The sequence below is a fragment of the Agrobacterium sp. ST15.16.024 genome (assembly GCF_027956545.1).
In the GTDB taxonomy this organism is placed as follows: Bacteria; Pseudomonadota; Alphaproteobacteria; order Rhizobiales; family Rhizobiaceae; genus Agrobacterium; species Agrobacterium cucumeris.
Genome location: NZ_JAQKGO010000004.1, coordinates 330,104 through 349,644 on the forward strand (window position 1 = coordinate 330,104; position 19,541 = coordinate 349,644).

Genomic DNA, 19,541 nt, shown 5'->3' on the forward strand with positions numbered 1-19,541 from the left:
AGAATTTCTATAGTCGCATGTCGGATTTGAGTGATTCGCTGGCTTCAGGCCTTCTCACTGGAAAACCTGGCCAGGAAACTTTGGAAAGAGTACTTATGACCGAAACATCGTCAAGCGAAGTCGGCGTGAACACGGAATACGGAGCCGATTCGATCAAGGTCCTCAAGGGTCTTGATGCCGTGCGCAAGCGGCCCGGCATGTATATCGGCGATACAGACGACGGTTCGGGCCTGCACCACATGGTCTACGAAGTGGTCGACAACGCCATCGACGAGGCGCTTGCCGGTCATGCCGATCTGGTGACGGTGACGCTGAACGCCGATGGATCGGTGACGGTGACGGATAACGGACGCGGCATTCCAACCGATATCCACCCTTCCGAAGGTGTTTCCGCTGCCGAAGTCATCATGACCCAGCTGCATGCGGGCGGAAAGTTCGACCAGAATTCCTACAAGGTGTCTGGCGGTCTGCATGGCGTGGGCGTCTCGGTGGTCAATGCGCTGTCCGTTTGGCTGAAGCTCAGAATCCGTCGTAACGGCAAGCTGCACGAAATCGGCTTCACCCATGGTGTTGCCGATGCACCGCTTTCGGTGATTGGCGAATATGAAGGTCGCTCCGGCACGGAAGTTACCTTCCTTGCAAGCCCTGAAACCTTCACCATGACGGATTATGATTACGGCACGCTGGAACACCGCCTGCGCGAACTGGCGTTCCTGAACTCTGGTGTCCGCATCCTGCTTACCGACAAGCGCCATTCGGACGTCAAGCAGCAGGAATTGCTGTATGACGGCGGGCTTGAGGCCTTCGTCCGTTATCTGGACCGAGCCAAGAAGCCGCTGGTGGACAAGCCTGTTGCCATTCATGGCGAGAAGGACGGTATTACCGTCGAGGTCGCGCTGTGGTGGAACGACAGCTACCACGAGAATGTGCTCTGCTTCACCAACAACATTCCCCAGCGCGATGGCGGCACCCATATGGCCGGTTTCCGCGCGGCGCTCACCCGTCAGGTCACCTCCTATGCCGATACGTCAGGCATCATGAAAAGAGAAAAGGTAAGCCTGCAGGGCGAGGACTGCCGCGAAGGCCTGACGGCCATTCTCTCGGTCAAGGTTCCTGACCCCAAGTTCTCCTCGCAGACGAAGGACAAGCTCGTTTCGTCGGAAGTGCGCCCGGTCGTGGAAAGCCTCGTCAACGAAGCGCTCTCCACCTGGCTGGAAGAGCACCCATCGGAAGCGAAGATCCTCGTCGGCAAGGTGGTGGAAGCGGCCGTCGCCCGTGAAGCCGCCCGTAAGGCGCGCGAATTGACGCGTCGCAAGGGCGCGCTCGATATTGCTTCTCTGCCCGGCAAGCTTGCCGACTGCTCCGAGCGCGATCCGGCCAAATCCGAACTCTTCCTCGTCGAGGGCGACTCCGCCGGCGGTTCCGCCAAGCAGGGCCGCTCGCGTGAAACGCAGGCCATCCTGCCGCTTCGCGGTAAGATCCTCAACGTCGAGCGCGCCCGTTTCGACAAGATGTTGTCCAGCCAGGAAATCGGCACGCTGATCACCGCGCTCGGCACGTCGATCGGCAAGGACGAATTTAACGCCGACAAGCTGCGTTATCACAAGGTCATCATCATGACGGATGCTGACGTCGATGGCGCCCATATCCGTACCCTGCTGTTGACCTTCTTCTTCCGCCAGATGCCGGAACTGATCGAGCGCGGCCATCTCTATATTGCCCAGCCACCGCTTTATAAGGTGACACGCGGCAAATCGGTGCAGTACCTCAAGGATGAGAAGGCGCTGGAAGAATATCTCATTTCCATGGGTCTTGAGGAAGCATCGCTGACCCTCGGCACCGGTGAGGTTCGCGTCGGCGCCGATCTTCGCGAAGTCATTCTCGATGCGCTGCGCATGCGCTCGCTGATCGATGGTCTGCATTCCCGCTACAGCCGTTCAATCGTTGAACAGGCTGCCATTGCCGGTGCGCTTAACCCGGAGCTTTCGGCCGATGCGGCCCGTGCTCAGGAAACCGTTGCCGAAGTGGCCCGACGTCTGGACATGATTGCGGAAGAAACCGAGCGCGGTTGGTCCGGCACGGTGCTGGAGGATGGCGGTCTGCGCTTCGAGCGCATGGTGCGCGGCGTCAAGGAAGTCTCGACGCTCGATATGGGGCTGCTCGGTTCGGCTGATGCCCGCCATATCGATCAACTCACGGCCCGCACCCGGGAAATCTACGCCACGCCGCCGGTCCTGCAACGCAAGGATGGCGCACTGGAACTGGCGGGACCGCGCGCCCTTCTGGATGCGATCTTTGCCGCCGGTCGCAAGGGTCTTTCCATGCAGCGTTATAAGGGTCTCGGCGAAATGAACGCCGAGCAGCTGTGGGAAACGACGCTCGACGCCAATGTCCGCTCGCTGCTGCAGGTCAAGGTCAACGATGCGACCGACGCCGACGGCCTGTTTGCCCGCCTGATGGGTGACGAGGTGGAACCGCGCCGCGACTTCATCCAGGAAAATGCGCTCAGCGTCGCCAATCTCGACATTTAATCCTGTGCAGCATCTCGCGTAGCGATTCACGTGAAACGAAACTTTAACAAAAGGCCCGGCGATCAATAATCGCCGGGCCTTTTGTTCTCAGAATTGCCCGATATCAATCGGCCTTGCCGGTGAAGCGCCCCTCGAAAGCCACGTCCGCAAGCGGCAGGCGCTTGCTCGGCACTTCCCTTTCCGCCAGATCGTCCGGAAGGACGGAACTGTCGGTCAGCTTACCGATGGCGATCCCGGCTTCCACCTTGTAGCCTTCAGGGATACCCAGCGCCTCAACGATCCTGTCCTTCAGGATACCGCCCATGCCATGGGCATGATACCCGAGCAGATGCGCCTGCATCGCGAGTGAAAACCAGGCGGCGCCAGCGTCGAAAGAATGGGTTGCGGAAGGTTTTTTCTCGCCTTCGCGGGAGATATTGTAGCCCCGGGAAACCACGAACAGCAGCACTGAGGCATTTTTTGCCCAGCGCTGGTTTCCTTCCATCAGCAGCTCCACGAAGAGCGGCCAGTCTTCGCTGTCCTTGTGGGCATAGACAAATCGCCATGGCTGCAGGTTGGATGCCGAGGGCGCCCAGTGAGCCGCATCCAGAATGGTCAGCAGATGTTCCTGCGATATGGCGCTGCCATCAAAGGCGCGCGGAGACCAGCGGTCGAGGAAGAGGGGATCGACGGGATATTCGGATTGCCGGGAATTGCTGTTCGTCACGGGCCATGTCCTTTTGGTTGACGGGAAGGAAAAGGTATTTTTCGAAACTTGCCGCAGTCAAGGGGTGACAAGGATGAATGCATCGTTCATATATGCATCATCTTGTCTGACAACCGGGAGAGAGTTCCATGAAATTGATGCGCGTTGGCCAACCCGGCCAGGAAAAGCCTGCCATTCTCGACGCGGAAGGAAAAGTCCGCGATCTGTCCGCCCACGTGAAGGATATCGGCGGCGACGCCATCTCTCCCGAAGGCCTCAAGAAGATTGCTGCCATTGATCTTGCCACGCTGCCGGTTCTGAACGAAGAGCGTATCGGCGCCTGCGTTGCGGGAACCGGAAAGTTCATCTGCATCGGCCTTAATTTCTCCGACCATGCCGCCGAAACAGGTGCGACCGTACCGCCGGAGCCTGTCATTTTCATGAAGGCGACCTCGGCCATCGTCGGCCCGAACGATGACGTTACCATTCCGCGCGGCTCCGAAAAGACCGACTGGGAAGTCGAGCTTGGTGTCGTCATCGGCAAGACCGCGAAATATGTCTCCGAAGCTGATGCCCTCGATTATGTCGCTGGTTATTGCGTTTCCCACGATGTTTCCGAGCGCGCCTTCCAGACGGAGCGTGCCGGGCAGTGGACCAAGGGCAAGTCCTGCGACACCTTCGGCCCGATCGGCCCATGGCTGGTGACGAAGGACGAAGTTACGGATCCGCAGAACCTCGGCATGTGGCTGAAGGTGAATGGCCAGACCATGCAGGACGGCTCCAGCAAGACCATGGTTTATGGTGTGGCCCATGTGGTTTCCTATCTCAGCCAGTTCATGTCGCTGCATCCCGGCGATGTCATTTCCACCGGCACGCCTCCGGGCGTCGGCATGGGTCAAAAGCCGCCGCGTTATCTGAAGGCTGGCGATGTCGTGGAACTCGGCATCGAGGCCCTCGGTTCCCAGAAGCAGACGTTTGTCGCCGACATCTGATTGCCGCCGGGCATTCAACTGAAATTGAGGCGTCGGCGGGAAACTGCCGGCGCCTTCGATTTTGTGCACATGCGAAAAGCTGCTATGGTCAAAAAAAGAGCTTGATCCGCGAGGGAGGCGTCATCAGTGTTCTACCATCTTTATGAAATGAACCATGCGGCCATGATGCCGCTGCGCGCCGGTGCCGACATGATGCGCCAGGCTTGCAATAATCCGCTGAACCCGCTTTCCAGCACTGCCTTCGGCCGTAGCCTCGATGCCGGTTTCGAGGTGTTCGAGCGACTGACCCGACGTTACGTCAAGCCCGAATTTGGTCTTGGCAGCACGATCGTTGATGGCCATAGCGTCACCGTGGCCGAAGAGATTGTATGGTCGCGTCCGTTCTGCAATCTCGTTCATTTCAGTAGAGAACTTGATGTGGCTCGTCAGTCCGATCCGAAGGTTCTGCTGGTGGCGCCGATGTCCGGTCACTACGCCACCCTGCTGCGCGGGACGGTAGAGGCCCTGTTACCTTCAGCGGATATCTACATCACCGATTGGACCGATGCCCGCACCGTGCCGGTGAGTGAGGGGACTTTCGATCTCGACGATTACATCAGCTATGTCATTGAGATGTTGCAACAGATCGGCCCGGGCGCACATGTAGTCGCAGTCTGCCAGCCATCGGTGCCGGTTCTGGCCGCCGTCTCCCTGATGGAAGCGGATGGAGATCGTTTTGCGCCGGCATCCATGACGTTGATGGGCGGGCCAATCGATACGCGCATCAATCCCACCGCCGTCAATGGTCTGGCCAAGGCCAAGCCGATTGAATGGTTCCGCGACAACGTCGTCATGCAGGTGCCGTGGCCGCAGCCTGCCTTTGGCAGAAATGTCTATCCCGGCTTCCTGCAACTGTCCGGTTTCATGTCCATGAACCTCGACAAGCACATGACGGCGCACAAGGATTTTTACCTCAACCTCGTCAAGAATGACGGCGATTCCGCCGAAAAACATCGCGAATTTTACGATGAATATCTGGCAGTCATGGATTTGACGGCGGAATTTTATCTGCAGACGGTGGAAACCGTCTTCATTGACCATGCGCTTCCCAAGGGAAATATGCAGCACCGGGGCAGGGCGGTTGATCCCACCGCCATTCGCAATGTGGCATTGTTCACCGTGGAAGGTGAGAATGACGATATCTCCGGCGTCGGCCAGACAAAGGCCGCCCATGATCTTTGCCGGAACATCCCCGATGAAAAGCGCGCGCACTATATGCAACCCGATGTCGGCCACTACGGCGTGTTCAACGGTTCGCGGTTCCGCAAGGAAATTGTGCCGCGCATGCTGGATTTCATCCGCAAACACCAGACCGCATAGGGGTGAGACCTCGGGCGGTGCCGCGCATTTGCATGGCCAAACCGGCGGCGAATCGGCTATGAACAGCGCATGTTTTCGCTCTTCGGAAAATCCGTGAAATCGCCGGCAGCCAAAAAGGCCGCACCCAGCCAGCGTACTGTCGCCGTGGCGGGCAGACAGGTGCCGATCACGGTAAGGGAAAACCCCCGTGCCACCCGCATTACCCTGCGTATTGAACCCGGTGGCCGGGCGCTGAAGCTGACGATTCCGATGGGACTCCACCACGGCCAAGTTGATGATTTTCTCGAACGGCATCAAGGCTGGCTGGAAGGCAAGCTTCTGAAATTCAGCCCCGATGACGGTCTGCGTCCCGGCGCGACCATCGATATTCGCGGCATACCCCACCGCATAGACCACACCGGCAGCCTGCGCGGCCTGACCCATGTTGCTGAAGACGCGGACGGTGCGGCTATCCTCAAAGTCAGCGGTGCGCCGGAACATCTGAGACGGCGGATCGCAACTTTCCTGAAAAAAGAAGCGAAGGCAGATCTGGAAAGGCTGGTTGCGATCCATGCGCATGCGGCCGGCCGGCCGGTGCGCTCCATCAGCATGAAGGATACCCGCAGTCGCTGGGGCTCGTGCTCCCATGATGGAAATCTGAGTTTCTCCTGGCGCATCGTCATGGCCCCGGAGAAGGTCATCGATTATCTCGCCGCCCACGAGGTCGCTCATCTCAGGGAAATGAACCACGGCCCGAAATTCTGGGCTCTATGTGAAAAGCTTTGCCCGCACACGGAAGAAGCCAAGGGCTGGCTGAAGCGCCACGGCTCTAAACTACACGCCATCGATTTCGATTGAAACTTGAGGTGCGGATCGCCATCTGGATTCACGTGAAACATTCCATAGATGAATGCGATTTGGCTCGACTCTCGTCGCATTTCATGTCAGGTCGCGGGTATGAAACCGGATATCAAGATTTGCGGATTGAAGACACCGGAAGCGCTGGAGCGCGCCGTCAGGCGCGGCGCGTCCCATGTCGGTTTTATCTTCTTTGAAAAAAGCCCGCGCAACATCGAGCCCGATATCGCAGGCAGGCTGGCGGACGACGTCCGTGGCGCCGCCAAGGTCGTCGCCGTCACCGTCAATGCTGATAATGATTATCTCGATGAGATCGTCGATCTCGTAAAGCCGGATATCCTGCAATTGCACGGTAGCGAAAGCCCGGAGCGACTGCTGAACATCAAGGCGTTATATGGCCTGCCTGTCATGAAGGCCATTTCCATTCGTGATGCCGCTGATCTTGCCAAAATCGACCCTTATATCGGTATAGCCGACCGTTTCCTGCTGGATGCCAAGGCGCCCGCCGGTTCCGACCTGCCGGGCGGTAATGGTGTTTCCTTCGACTGGACCATCCTGGGCTCTCTTGACGGAAGTATTGATTACATGCTTTCCGGAGGGCTGAACAAGGACAATGTCGCGGAAGCCCTGGCGGAGACCGGGGCAAGCGGATTAGATTTATCGTCCGGTGTCGAAAGCGCACCAGGCGTCAAGGATCTGGCCATGATCGACGCATTTTTCGATGTGGTGAATGATTGGTCGAAAGGCCCAAAGGGAGCTTGAAGTGAACGACGCGCCAACACCCAATTCTTTCCGCGCTGGTCCCGATGAGGACGGCCGTTTTGGCATTTACGGAGGCCGCTTCGTTGCCGAAACGCTGATGCCGCTTATTCTGGATTTGCAGGCAGAATGGGACAAGGCCAAGAACGATCCCGAATTTCAGGCGCAGCTGAAATATCTCGGTGCTCATTACACCGGTCGTCCGAGCCCGCTTTATTTTGCGGAGCGCCTGACGGCGGAACTCGGCGGCGCGAAGATTTATTTCAAGCGCGAAGAGCTGAACCACACCGGCTCGCACAAGATCAACAATTGCCTTGGTCAGATCCTGCTTGCCAAGCGCATGGGAAAGACCCGCATCATCGCCGAAACCGGTGCCGGCCAGCATGGTGTGGCCTCGGCCACCGTTGCCGCGCGTTTTGGCCTGCCTTGCGTCGTCTACATGGGCGCGACCGATGTTGCCCGTCAGGCCCCGAACGTGTTCCGCATGAAGCTTCTCGGTGCTGAGGTGAAGCCGGTAACGGCTGGCCACGGCACCCTGAAGGACGCCATGAACGAGGCGCTGCGCGACTGGGTCACCAATGTCGATGATACCTATTATCTGATCGGCACTGCTGCCGGCCCGCATCCCTATCCGGAAATGGTCCGTGATTTCCAGGCCGTCATCGGCGAAGAAGCCAAGGCGCAGATGCTGGAGGCGGAAGGCCGCCTGCCGGATCTGGTCGTGGCGGCTGTTGGCGGCGGCTCGAACGCTATCGGTATTTTCCACCCGTTCCTCGATGACAAGAATGTCCGCATCGTCGGCGTTGAAGCCGGTGGCAAGGGTCTTTCAGGCGATGAGCACTGTGCATCGATCACCGCCGGTTCGCCGGGTGTTCTGCATGGCAACCGCACCTATCTGCTGCAGGATGAGGACGGCCAGATCAAGGAAGGCCACTCCATTTCCGCTGGTCTCGATTATCCCGGCATCGGCCCTGAACATTCCTGGTTGAACGATATCGGTCGCGTCGAATATGTGCCGATCATGGACCATGAGGCGCTGGACGCCTTCCAGATGCTGACCCGCCTCGAAGGCATCATTCCGGCACTGGAGCCGAGCCACGCATTGGCTGAGGTCATCAAGCGCGCGCCGAAGATGGGCAAGGATGAGATCATCCTGATGAACCTTTCCGGTCGCGGCGACAAGGATGTCCACACCGTCAGCAAGTTCCTTGGAATGGATGTATAAGATCATGACTGCACGTATGGACAAGCGCTTCGCCGATCTGCGCGTTGAAAATCGCCCGGCCCTGATCACCTATTTCATGGGCGGCGACCCGGATTTCGAAACCTCGCTCGGCATCATGAAGGCGCTGCCGGAAGCGGGCGCCGATATCATCGAACTCGGCATGCCGTTTTCTGATCCGATGGCGGACGGCCCGGCTATCCAGCTTGCCGGACAGCGGGCGCTGAAGGGTGGCCAGACGCTGAAAACCACGCTCGATCTCGCACGTGAGTTCCGCAAAGGTGACGATGCAACGCCGATCGTGATGATGGGATATTATAACCCGATCTATATTTACGGTGTCGACCAGTTCCTTGAAGATGCGCTGGCAGCTGGCGTCGACGGTCTGATCGTGGTCGATCTGCCGCCGGAAATGGATGATGAACTTTGCGTTCCGGCTCTTGAGCGGGGTGTGAATTTCATCCGCCTCGCGACCCCGACGACGGATGGCAAGCGTCTGCCTGCCGTTCTTAAAAATACCTCAGGTTTCGTTTATTATGTCTCGATGAACGGTATTACCGGTTCCGCGCTGCCCGATCCCTCGTTGATCTCGGGCGCGGTCGGTCGTATCAAGGCGCATACGGAACTGCCGGTCTGTGTCGGTTTTGGTGTCAAGACGGCCGATCATGCGAAAGCAATCGGTGCGGTGGCGGATGGTGTGGTGGTCGGTTCGGCCATCGTCAACCAGATTGCCGGCAGCCTGACCAAGGACGGGAAGGCGACCGCAGATACCGTGCCGGCCGTTACGACGCTGGTAAAGGGACTTTCAACGGGCGTGCGTGCGTCGCGCCTTGCCGCTGCGGAATAAGCGCGGCTCAGTCAAGGAGTAATTGATTGAACTGGATCACCAATTACGTTCGGCCCCGGATCAATTCCATGCTTGGCCGCCGTCCGGAGGTTCCGGAGAACCTGTGGATCAAATGCCCGGAAACGGGTGAGATGGTCTTCCATAAGGATCTCGAGGATAACAAGTGGGTTATCCCGGCCTCGGGCTATCACATGAAGATGCCGGCAAAGGCGCGTCTCGTCGATCTTTTCGATGGCGGTGTCTATGAGGCTCTGCCGCAGCCAAAGGTGGCGCAGGACCCATTGAAGTTCCGCGATTCCAAGAAATACACCGATCGCCTGCGTGACAGCCGCACGAAGACCGAGCAGGAAGACACGATCCTTGCCGGCGTCGGCCTCCTGAGAGGCCTGAAGATCGTTGCCGTCGTGCATGAATTCCAGTTCATGGGCGGCTCTCTGGGCATTGCTGCCGGCGAAGCCATCGTCAAGGCATTCGAGCGCGCCATTTCCGAGCGTTGCCCGCTCGTCATGTTCCCGGCCTCCGGCGGTGCCCGCATGCAGGAAGGCATTCTTTCGCTGATGCAGCTGCCGCGCACGACCGTTGCAGTGAACATGCTGAAAGAAGCCGGCATGCCCTATATCGTGGTTCTGACGAACCCGACGACCGGTGGCGTGACCGCTTCCTACGCCATGCTGGGTGATGTTCATATCGCCGAGCCGGGTGCTGAAATCTGCTTTGCCGGCAAGCGTGTGATCGAGCAGACCATTCGTGAAAAGTTGCCGGAAGGTTTCCAGACATCGGAATATCTTCTGGAGCACGGCATGGTGGACATGGTGATCGACCGTCGCGAAATCCCGGACACGCTGGCCAATCTGCTTAAGATCATGACCAAGGCGCCGGCTGACAACGCAAACGCTGTCGTACCGCTGGCCGCTTCGGCCTGAGCAAGAAAATATGTCGCCCGAAGGCCTGAACGGCCTTCGGGATGATGCTATACGTTGCATGATTTCATCTTTGGTGCGGCGGACAAATGGCAAGCAAAACGCCTGAAAGGCGAACAGAAGACATGACGAAGCCCGCGATCAGTGAGGCCGAGAAGATCATTGAAGAGCTGATGCAGCTCCACCCCAAGGGGTTTGATCTTTCACTCGACAGAATTTCCCGTCTTCTCGAAAAGCTCGGCAATCCCCAGAAGAGGATGCCGCCCGTTATTCATGTGGCAGGCACCAACGGCAAGGGTTCGGTCACCGCCTTTTGTCGTGCTTTGCTGGAGGCTGCAGGCCTTTCCGTCCACGTCCATACCTCTCCGCATCTCGTAAACTGGCATGAACGCTATCGCATCGGCGTTCCCGGCGATAAGGGCCGGTATGTCGAGGACGAGGTCTTTGCGGATGCGCTGCGCCGTATTGAAGCTGCCAATGGCGGCCAGATGATAACGGTTTTCGAAATCCTGACCGCCGCGATGTTCGTGCTTTTTGCGGAACAGCCTGCCGATGCCGCCATTGTCGAGGTTGGTCTCGGCGGTCGCTTCGATGCGACCAATGTAATCAACAATCCTGCCGTGTCGGTCATCATGCCGATCTCGCTGGACCACCAGGCCTATCTCGGCGACCGTGTGGAGCTGATCGCTGCCGAAAAGGCGGGCATCATGAAGCCCGGTTCCCCCGTTATCATCGGCCATCAGGAATATGATGCGGCTCTGGAAACTCTGGTTGCCACGGCCGAACGCCTGGGTTGCCCGGCATCGGTCTATGGTCAGGATTTTTCCGCCCATGAAGAATTCGGCCGCATGGTCTATCAGGATGAATATGGCTTGACCGATGCGCCGCTGCCGCGGCTTCCCGGCCGCCACCAGCTTGCCAATGCCGCCGCCGCGATCCGCGCCGTCAAGGCCGCCGGTTTCGAAGTAACGGAACGGATGATCGAAAAGGCCATGACTTCCGTGGAATGGCCCGGCCGTCTGCAACGCATCCAGACCGGCAAGATTGCCGAGATGGCTCCGAAGGATGCGGAAATCTGGGTCGATGGTGGTCACAACCCCGGCGCTGGCGAAGTGATTGCCGAGGCGATGGCCGGGTTTGAGGAAAAGACGCCCCGGCCGCTGTTCATCATCGCCGGCATGATCAATACCAAGGATCCCGTGGGCTATTTCAAGGCTTTCGCCGATATTGCCGAATATGTCTTCACCGTACCGATCGGTGGCACGGATGCGGCGATTGATCCTGTCGTGCTCGCCCATGCGGCCTTTGATGCCGGGCTGGTCGCGGCACCGACCTCATCGCTTACCGAGGCGCTGGACGAACTGTCCCGCCGCCTCGATCCGGAAGGACCACCGCCGCGCATCCTGATCGGCGGATCGCTTTATCTTGCCGGAAATGCCCTTGCATTGAACGGCACGGTCCCCCAATAAAAAAGCCCGGCAGTGATGCCGGGCTTTTTTCATTCCATAAAATGGCTTATGCGGCGCCGGAAATCCAGGCAGAAAGCGCTGTCTTGGGTGCAGCACCTACCTTGATATCGGCCACTTCGCCGCCCTTGAACATGGCGAGCGTCGGGATCGAGCGAACGCCGAACTTGGCGGCCAGTTCCGGGTTTTCGTCGATGTTGAGTTTCGCGACCTTGACCTTGCCGGCAAGCTCAGACGCGATTTCTTCAAGGCTCGGCGCGATCATCTTGCACGGACCGCACCATTCGGCCCAGAAGTCCACCACAACGGGTTCGGAGGATTCGAGGACTTCGGACTGGAAGTTGGCGGCGTCGACTTTTACGGTAGCCATATCTGGCTCTCCTTTCAGCTAAACTTTTCCGCTATCGATGTGATGCGGGCGCGTCGGAATTTCAATGCCCCGGTATCTCACTTTGTCTTTATTGCGGCAAGAGCCTCTCTCATCGCAGCATCGCCAACCGTCACAAAACTGGCATTTTCCGTATAGATCAGCGCGCAGACAAATTCCTTGCCGGGATAAAGCGGTGCCAGAATTTCCCGATAGATGGCAAGCTGGGCCACGTGGGAGTAGGGGATCTCACGGGCTTCACGTGGAGGAACACGGTTCGTTTTGTAATCCACCAGAATGACGCGGTCGCCATCCACCGCCAGCCGGTCGATACGGCCGGACACGGCATATTGCTGCCGGCCAATCGTCATCGTGCCCATGATGGATATTTCCGCACGGCTGTTGGCGGAAAAGGCCGGTTGCACCGCCGGTTCGGACAGAACCCGCAAAACCGCCTGTATCAAATATTCGCGCTCGGCAGTAGGCCAGAAACGGGCCGCCCGTTCCGCATAGCGCCGGGCCGCCGCTTCCCGTTCACTCTCGGCGAAATCCGGCAGGGCCTGCAGCATGCGATGCACCAGTCGGCCCCGTTGCAATGCCAGAGAGGAGACATCGGCTTTTTCGCCAAATAGCGGTGAACGCACGGCCAGATCGTCTGCGCCGTCGTCGATGATAGTGCCCGCACCGGAAGGACTGAGCGGTCTCGGCAGCGAAGGCAGGGCCGGCAAGGGGGCAAGAAGTCCCGCCGGAAGAGCGTAAACTTCATCTTGCTGCGGTTCTGGCACCCTCTGCGGCGCAGGTGTCGAGCGAACTTCGGACTTGCGCCAGACAAGCCCCTGCCATTCTTCGCCATCGGCTGCGAACTGCTGCGGCTGGCAGTGATCCTGATTATCCGCAAGCGCTGCCTTGACGATGGCGTGCCAGCATTCGGGATTTTCTTTCTGGCCGCGATAACCACAGACGACCAGATGATCGGCGGCACGGGTCATCGCCACATACAGCAGCCGGCGATATTCGTCTTCGGCGGCCGTCTTCAGGCGTTCCTCATCCAAGCGAATGAGATGATTGGAAAAGCCGCTGCCGGGCAGCCAGACAGGGACGGCGTCCCCTTCCGCTTCGATGAAGCGTAGCTTCGGCACATGACTGTGGTTGAAGGCTTTCGAACCGCCATCGACGACAAAAACGACCGGTGCTTCCAGCCCCTTGGAGGCATGCACGGTCATGATCCGCACTTCGCCACGGTCCTTGTCCTGCTCACGCTTCACTTCGGGCGAATCGGTCTCCAGAACGGACAGGAAAGCTTGCAGGCCGGGCAGGCCGGTTCTTTCATGGTCCAGCGCAAACGACAGGAACTCGTCCAGAACGTCGCTTGCCTCGTTGCCAAGCCGCCCGAGGAATTTTTTGCGCCCATCATGCAGTGTCAGAACCGCCGCGAAGAAATCATGTACGGTCGCCGTTCTTGAAAGCGTGATGAAGCTTTGCAGTTTGCCGGTGACGACGGAAAGGTGGCTGTTCTCTTCCCGTGAAAGCACCTGCAGCCGCTGCCATACGCTCTCCGTCTCGGATCGGGTCGCGGCGATCTCGAAGACATCATCCTCGGTCAGGTTAAAGAGTGGGCTCTTTAACAGTGCGGCAAGCGAAAGATCATCCTCCGGCAGCACCACGAAACGGCCAAGCGCCAGAAGATCCTGCACGGCAATGTGGTCGGTCAGGCGAAGACGGTCGGCGCCAGCGACAGGAATGTTTTTACGCCGTTTCAACTCCCGCGTCAGCGCATTAACGAAGGCATGGCGTTTTCTCACCAGCACCAGAATGTCGCCCGCTTCGACGGCGCGTTCCACGCCTTTTTCGATAATAGTTTCGCTTCCGATCATGTCGGCGATCCGTGCGGCGATACGGCGGGCGACGATGGTAGCGGGTGCGCTTTCCCTCAAGGCATCGAAAGGCGCCGTCCAGTCTTCTTCGTCATCGGCAGTTTCCGGCGCCACCATGTCCCACACTTCCACGGTGCCAGGGTGCCCTGCGCGGTTGGAGCGGTGTTCGACGGGCTCGTTATCGGCACTGAGGCCACTGGCATTTTGCGGGATCGAGAAGACCTGATCGACGGCAGCCAGCACGTCCTCCGTGGAGCGGAAGGAGAGCGGCAGACGTATGCGGTGAAAAGCCTGCTCCACCTGATCGACGCGCCTTTTGGTCTCATCGCGCTCCTGCGAGAACCGTTCCGGCCGCGCGCCCTGAAAGGAATAGATCGACTGTTTTTCATCACCCACGGCAAACAGCGTGCGCCGCCCCATGCGGGCGCTTTCGCCGGTGAAGAAATCCGCCGCCAGCGACTGGATGATCGACCATTGTACCGGGCTTGTGTCCTGCGCCTCGTCGACGAGAATATGGTCGATGCCCTGATCCAGCTTGTAATGTACCCATGCGCCGGCCGTATCACGGTTGAGGAGATTGGCGGCGCGTTCGATCAGATCTTCGAAATCGAGCTGGCTACGCTGCTTTTTCAGATCCTCGAAATCACCGATCAGCCTTTCGGCCAGAACAAGCGCGCATTTCGTCGCCGCCAGCATCCGCACCAGACGATATCGGTTGCGACAGGTAACGACATGATCCCGCGCCAGTGTCAGCGCGTCCACAAGATCGGGGGCGGATTTCTGCATGCCCTTGTTGATGACATAGGCATCCGATTTCTTCTCGCCCTTGGCCGTCAGCAGCGCTGCTTCGATGAACTCCATCCGCCGCACCGGGTCCGTCTGCCGTTTCGCTTCCCGTAGCGCATAAGCGACATCGATGACGCGCGATCCGCCCACCTCATCGGCAAGCGTCAGATAGGTGTCGAGCGCAAGGCCGGAAAGACCGGGCAGGGGCCAGAAGGCCGCGGCCGCCGTTTCCTCGGTTTCCTCATGATCGATCTGCATAGCCTGCCGCAAACGGGTATCGATGCCGCCGGATTGTTTTGCCTCGAGCAGAAAGGCGCGAAGGGCGCTGCGATTGGCGATAATGGCGGAGAGCAGCGATTCCAGCCCGCTTTCGTCGGCGAGATCAAGCACATAGGCAAGCGACTGCGCCAGTTCCGTGTCGCCTCCTGTCGAAACCGCCGTCAGAAGGGAGCGGCGGGCCTCGGCCAGCAGGGTAGTGGCTGCGCGGTCATCGAGAACCGAGAAATGGCCGGCGACATTGGCTTCCAGCGGAAACTGATGCAGCAGGGCCTCGCAGAATGCGTGGATGGTTTGAATTTTCAGCCCGCCCGGCGTTTCCAGCGCCTTGGCGAACAGCCGCCGCGCTTCGGCAAGCTTTATGCGATCTGGTGCTTTGCCTTCAATGACTGTGATGCGATCCCTGAGATCGGAATCCGGCAAAGTTGCCCATTCCGCCAGCCGGTCGAAGACACGGCTCGACATTTCAGACGCGGCAGCCTTGGTATAGGTGAGGCACAGGATCGCCGAAGGGCGGCATCCGGCCAGAAGCAGACGGATGACGCGCTGCGTCAACACATGTGTCTTGCCGGAGCCGGCATTGGCCGACACCCATGCGGAACTTGCCGGATCGGAGGCAAGCCGCTGCCGGGCGCTGGTCCAGTCGATCCAGCTTTCGGGTGTATCGGCGGCGGGGCCGTGATCGACAGGATCAATCGTCATCGCCGTCTCCCGGTTCCGCCGTGGACCATTCCGAAACCCGGGCGAGATGGTCATATTCCCCGCCATAGGATTGTTGCTCTTCCGGCACCAGCCGCGAGGCGAAACCGTTCTCGCCTTCGCGCAGCGAGCGCACGAATTTGGCAAGTTGCTCGATCGATTCCGTCGCCAGCTCGATGGCCGATTTTGGCGGTCTTTTGCCGCTGCGACTGGAATGTTCGTTATTGACCTGGTCGGCAAAAAAACGATCGCCCGGTCGCAGGCGCACATAGATAAGGTTTTCCGGCGTGGGCGAACCGGCTTCGCGGAAGGCGCCGCGCATCAGCGCCGCCGCTTCCAGCGCCAGTTGTGGATCAAGCAGCGCGCGCGCCTGATTGACGGATGGCGCAAGCCCGGTCTTGTAGTCGATAATATCCGCGTGACCGTTTGACCTGATGTCGATGCGGTCGGCAATTCCGGTCAGCCTTATCCCCGCCTCAGCTATTTCCTGGCCGGCGCGTGCCTCGAAAAAGCTGTGGCGAATGGATGGATGACGTTCCTTCTCCCAGTCGATGAAGGCGCGTGCCACCGCCGCAAAACGTGGCCGCCAGATGACATCCACATGCGGCGGCAGGTTTTCCGCGTCGAAACATTCGTCCAGAATGCGTTGCATGGCATCGAAAGAAGCCGGCGTGCCGGGGATGTGCCCCTCACGCGAATAACGCTCGATGATCGCGTGATAGAGCGTGCCGCGATCAGCGGCGCTTGGATCGCGGTTGAAGGGCTCGAGCGGCTCAAGCTTCAGGATACGCCGCGCATAGATCGAATAGGGATCACGGCGCAGCCGTCCCACTTCGCTGAAGGAATAACGGGTTGGCTGCAGATCAGCCGGCGGCTTGGGGGCAGGGCGCTTTGCCGCATCCTGATCGATGCTTTCATCCATCAGACCGGCCCAATGCCGATAGGTCTCGCCACGCTTCTTCAGCTCTCCGGCGAAATCCTCACCACCCAGTGCCAGCAATCGTTGCAGCCAGCGAGAAGCGACAGCCGGCGTCGAGCCCTGCCTCAACGCCCTGGTGTAAAAGATTTGCCGGGTGCCGTTGGCCATCTCAAAGTCATGTGCCAGCTGGCCGATGCGCCGTTCCGGAGGCTCCAGTCCGATAGCGGTCTTCATGGTGCGCGACAAGAATGGGTTATTCGCCGTCTGGCCCGGCCAGAGGCCTTCATTGAGGCCGCCAATGACGACGGTGTCGACGCTTTGCAGGCGGGCTTCGAGCGCACCGAAGATAAAGATGCGTGGATGACGCATGGATCGCGGCTTGATCGATTCCCCGGCAACCAGCGCCGCAAATATGTCAGCCCATTGCGGCCCGTCCGCATCGAGGATTTCGCCGCTTTCCATCAATTCGCCGAACAGGCCGGAAAGCGTATCACCAGCCTCACCGGACCAGAGCGCGGCAAGATCGTTGTTTTCATCCGCACAGATCGCTTCGATCACGCGGCCCGTCCGCTCCGCCCAATGGGAGAGGGGCAATTTGTCGGTAAAGGCCCGGCCATATTGATCCCGACGCACGAATGCAGAACCAAGCGGCTCGGTTGCAACGGCGATCCGCTGCGCCAGATCGCGAGCTGCTTCAAGGCTTCCTTCCGGCAATGCCAGCCGCCAGGCGGGCGGGTGCCGGTCATCGTGCTGCGCCAGCAGCTGCGCCTCCAGAACCGCTTCCAGATTGCCGATTTCGGTTTCGACGCGGCCACCACGCAGTGCTATGAGTTCCAGCGCTTTCGAGGCTTGTGTGAACGCCGCCTCCGAAAGCCCGAAACGGGAGAGTGGATGCTTCAGAAGCGAAATGATCGGCACTGGGTCTCCGGGCCGCAGGGTCGCTTCCAGCGCCAGTTGTGTCAGCCCGGCCTGCGGTGTGGCAGAAAGTGGCGTACCGGCCGAATCGTCGGCCTCTATGCCGAAACGCTGCAATTCCGTCGCCACCCGCCGCGCCAGTCCACGGTCGGGTGTTATCAGCGCTGCCTGCGAAGGGCGTCCGGCACCCGGCGCTTCCAGCGCCAGCCTGAGCGCCACCGCGATGGCGGTTGCCTCTTCACGCTCGTTGGCGGCCTCTATCAGTGTGGCCGCCGCAAAAGCTTCGTCGAAGAAACCGAGGTCCCTGTCTTCGCGCCACCGGTTCCAGTCGCTGGTGGACTTGGCCGGCGCGAGCGCCGCTGAAAAAACGGCCGCGCGTTTTTCAAGATCGCTACCGATAGCTCCGATCTGATCCACGTCGTCGCGTAGGATGCCGAGCTTCTGCAGCAGCATATAGAGCCCGTATTGCGAATGGGTGCGGCTGGAAGGGTCGGTCGGGTCTTCGGCAATTGCCTCCCATTGCTCCTCTGACATGGCAAGATCAAGCCCCGGAAGCACGACGACGCCCTGCGGCAAGGCGGCAACGGCGGCGATGAGGTCGGCTGCGGCCGGAATGGAGCCGGTAGACCCGGCCACGATGATCGGTCCCGTATCCGGCAAATTGGCAAGTCGGTTTGCCTCGGCCCGCAAGATGCCGTTTCGATGCCGGCCGGCCGAGGAGCGGTTGAGTTCGGCAAGGCGCGCCGGCCAGAAGACGCTGGCGATCTTCAGGAAATCCGCCGTCAGCTGCCACCATTGCGCATGTTCGCCGGTATCGAGATGCTGAAGCGCTTCCCAATCTTTTTCTTCCGTATCCATGGCATCGATCACCTCGCCAAGCGCACGCGCCAGCCATATGGCATCGGCGGGGCTGGCGGGGGCGACAAGCGGCGAATCAGAATGGATTGCCCGGATGGCGTCCGGCAGGCTGTTGCGCCAGGCCAGAATAAGACGCGCCAGTTCGATCAGCCGGCCGGTGCCGGAAATCGGTGGTGCGAGATCCATGATCTCAGGATTTTCGATATCGAAAAAGCCGCTATCATCGTCCGTTTCGCCGAGCGGTCGGATCAGCGGCAGAATGGCGGATCTGCCTCCCAGAAGGTCGACGAATTCGGAGCGCAGTACGCGGGCGGAACGTCGCGTCGGCACATAGATCGTCACCTTGGCCAGTGAAAGCGGGTCGGCTGGGTCATATCTATAGCCGGCTGTCAGTGTCCCGTCACACAGCGTTTCCGCGAGCGTTTTGAGGAACGGTGTTCCCGCAGCGATCGTCAGGACGCGCTTTTCGTGGCGGGACGTGTTCATGCAGAGCGTTTTTCCCTGAATTGCTGGATGATGTTTTCTGCGTCTTCTATCGCATCGGGCGTGCCGACGGTGATCCAGTGCCCATCAAGCGAAATCCCGGAAAGCCGGTCATTTTTAATGGCGCGGTCAAAATAGATGTTGAGGTTGAAAGCATCCGTCGGCGCATCTTCAAGCAGGCGCGAATCCATGGCAATGGCGCCGGCATAAACCACCGGGTTCGGATCGCCATCGCAATACCGCACCAATTTACCGTCGTCAGAAAGGTTGAAATCCCTTTTGCCGTTATGACCGGTGGTGCGATCCATATCAACACAGAGCAGGGCCATATCCATCCGCTCCGGATCGAAGAATTGCGCAAGCTTGCGCAGGTTGCTGACCGCACTCAATTGCTCGCCGATCCAGAATAGATCGGCGTTCATGACGAAGACCGGGCCGGGTTCCAGCAGCTTCAGACCCTTGGCAAGCCCGCCGCCGGAGTTCATCAGTTGCGCCCGCTCGTCTGAAATCAGGATTTCGACGTCGGAGCGGTGCTCCAGATGAGCGATCATCTGATCCGCATGGTGATGCACATTGACGACGATCGTCTCAGCCCCAGCTTCCACAAGCGCGTCGAGCGCGTAATCGATCATCGGCTTGCCGGCAATCTTGACGAGCGGCTTCGGGATCGTATCGGTGATCGGGCGCATCCGCGTGCCAAGCCCGGCGGCCAGCACCATGGCGTTTTTGATCGTCATCGTCGTCAA

Annotated in this window: 14 protein-coding genes; 9 read left to right on the top strand and 5 right to left on the bottom strand. The window is 59.4% G+C overall.

What is annotated here, in order from left to right; genetic code table 11:
- Window positions 1-95: 95 nt before the first annotated feature.
- Entirely contained in the window at window positions 96-2,531 is a 2,436-nt protein-coding gene (gene gyrB / locus PL640_RS16275) for a DNA topoisomerase (ATP-hydrolyzing) subunit B (protein WP_271362628.1), read from the top strand.
- Between the two features lie 103 nt (window positions 2,532-2,634).
- Here gyrB and PL640_RS16280 read toward each other — a convergent pair whose 3' ends face one another.
- Window positions 2,635-3,237, bottom strand: a complete 603-nt coding sequence (locus PL640_RS16280) for a nitroreductase family protein (protein ID WP_271362629.1) — start codon at window positions 3,235-3,237, stop codon at window positions 2,635-2,637.
- A 128-nt stretch (window positions 3,238-3,365) separates the two neighbouring features.
- Here PL640_RS16280 and PL640_RS16285 point away from each other — a divergent pair, with 128 nt between their 5' ends.
- The 8 genes from PL640_RS16285 to PL640_RS16320 all read left to right on the top strand — a co-directional run bounded on the left by PL640_RS16285 (window position 3,366) and on the right by PL640_RS16320 (window position 11,621).
- The gene (locus PL640_RS16285) at window positions 3,366-4,208 is read left to right on the top strand and encodes a fumarylacetoacetate hydrolase family protein (RefSeq protein WP_142842123.1); all 843 of its coding nucleotides are present in this window, start codon (window positions 3,366-3,368) and stop codon (window positions 4,206-4,208) included.
- 126 nt (window positions 4,209-4,334) lie between these two features.
- Window positions 4,335-5,567, top strand: a complete 1,233-nt coding sequence (locus PL640_RS16290; protein WP_271362630.1) for a polyhydroxyalkanoate depolymerase — start codon at window positions 4,335-4,337, stop codon at window positions 5,565-5,567.
- Window positions 5,568-5,636: 69 nt separating this feature from the next.
- Window positions 5,637-6,404 (top strand): M48 family metallopeptidase, encoded by a 768-nt coding sequence (locus PL640_RS16295; protein WP_271362631.1) that lies wholly within the window; start codon window positions 5,637-5,639, stop codon window positions 6,402-6,404.
- 99 nt (window positions 6,405-6,503) lie between these two features.
- Window positions 6,504-7,166 carry a phosphoribosylanthranilate isomerase gene (locus PL640_RS16300; RefSeq protein ID WP_271362632.1) on the top strand — a complete coding sequence of 221 codons (663 nt, stop codon included), beginning with the start codon at window positions 6,504-6,506 and terminating at the stop codon, window positions 7,164-7,166.
- A 1-nt stretch (window position 7,167) separates the two neighbouring features.
- Window positions 7,168-8,388: a tryptophan synthase subunit beta gene (gene trpB, locus PL640_RS16305; RefSeq protein ID WP_271362634.1), complete on the top strand. Its 1,221-nt coding sequence runs from the start codon at window positions 7,168-7,170 to the stop codon at window positions 8,386-8,388.
- A gap of 4 nt (window positions 8,389-8,392) precedes the next feature.
- On the top strand, window positions 8,393-9,232 hold the full coding sequence (gene trpA, locus PL640_RS16310) for a tryptophan synthase subunit alpha (RefSeq protein WP_271362635.1): 840 nt from the start codon (window positions 8,393-8,395) through the stop codon (window positions 9,230-9,232).
- A 26-nt stretch (window positions 9,233-9,258) separates the two neighbouring features.
- On the top strand, window positions 9,259-10,155 hold the full coding sequence (gene accD / locus PL640_RS16315; protein ID WP_142842117.1) for an acetyl-CoA carboxylase, carboxyltransferase subunit beta: 897 nt from the start codon (window positions 9,259-9,261) through the stop codon (window positions 10,153-10,155).
- 86 nt (window positions 10,156-10,241) lie between these two features.
- The gene (locus tag PL640_RS16320) at window positions 10,242-11,621 is read left to right on the top strand and encodes a bifunctional folylpolyglutamate synthase/dihydrofolate synthase (protein ID WP_271362636.1); all 1,380 of its coding nucleotides are present in this window, start codon (window positions 10,242-10,244) and stop codon (window positions 11,619-11,621) included.
- A 46-nt stretch (window positions 11,622-11,667) separates the two neighbouring features.
- Here PL640_RS16320 and trxA read toward each other — a convergent pair whose 3' ends face one another.
- From trxA to PL640_RS16340, 4 genes are all read right to left on the bottom strand, one after another.
- Window positions 11,668-11,988: a thioredoxin gene (gene trxA / locus PL640_RS16325; RefSeq protein WP_142842115.1), complete on the bottom strand. Its 321-nt coding sequence runs from the start codon at window positions 11,986-11,988 to the stop codon at window positions 11,668-11,670.
- Window positions 11,989-12,065: 77 nt separating this feature from the next.
- On the bottom strand, window positions 12,066-15,623 hold the full coding sequence (addA, locus tag PL640_RS16330) for a double-strand break repair helicase AddA (RefSeq protein ID WP_271362637.1): 3,558 nt from the start codon (window positions 15,621-15,623) through the stop codon (window positions 12,066-12,068).
- Complete coding sequence (addB, locus tag PL640_RS16335) at window positions 15,613-18,798, bottom strand: double-strand break repair protein AddB (protein ID WP_271362638.1); 3,186 nt, start codon at window positions 18,796-18,798, stop codon at window positions 15,613-15,615. Before addB ends, addA begins: the two co-directional genes overlap by 11 nt.
- Window positions 18,795-19,532 carry a nucleotidyltransferase family protein gene (locus PL640_RS16340; protein ID WP_271362639.1) on the bottom strand — a complete coding sequence of 246 codons (738 nt, stop codon included), beginning with the start codon at window positions 19,530-19,532 and terminating at the stop codon, window positions 18,795-18,797. Before PL640_RS16340 ends, addB begins: the two co-directional genes overlap by 4 nt.
- Window positions 19,533-19,541: the final 9 nt, after the last annotated feature.

Excerpts from the sequence above, each read along its gene's own strand:
- gyrB (WP_271362628.1), top strand. The coding sequence starts at position 96 with ATGACCGAAACATCGTCAAGCGAAGTCGGCGTGAACACGGAATACGGA.
- PL640_RS16285 (WP_142842123.1), top strand. The coding sequence starts at position 3,366 with ATGAAATTGATGCGCGTTGGCCAACCCGGCCAGGAAAAGCCTGCCATT.
- PL640_RS16295 (WP_271362631.1), top strand. The coding sequence starts at position 5,637 with ATGTTTTCGCTCTTCGGAAAATCCGTGAAATCGCCGGCAGCCAAAAAG.
- PL640_RS16300 (WP_271362632.1), top strand. The coding sequence starts at position 6,504 with ATGAAACCGGATATCAAGATTTGCGGATTGAAGACACCGGAAGCGCTG.
- trpA (WP_271362635.1), top strand. The coding sequence starts at position 8,393 with ATGACTGCACGTATGGACAAGCGCTTCGCCGATCTGCGCGTTGAAAAT.
- PL640_RS16320 (WP_271362636.1), top strand. The coding sequence starts at position 10,242 with ATGGCAAGCAAAACGCCTGAAAGGCGAACAGAAGACATGACGAAGCCC.
- trxA (WP_142842115.1), bottom strand. The coding sequence starts at position 11,988 with ATGGCTACCGTAAAAGTCGACGCCGCCAACTTCCAGTCCGAAGTCCTC.
- addA (WP_271362637.1), bottom strand. The coding sequence starts at position 15,623 with ATGACGATTGATCCTGTCGATCACGGCCCCGCCGCCGATACACCCGAA.
- addB (WP_271362638.1), bottom strand. The coding sequence starts at position 18,798 with ATGAACACGTCCCGCCACGAAAAGCGCGTCCTGACGATCGCTGCGGGA.
- PL640_RS16340 (WP_271362639.1), bottom strand. The coding sequence starts at position 19,532 with ATGACGATCAAAAACGCCATGGTGCTGGCCGCCGGGCTTGGCACGCGG.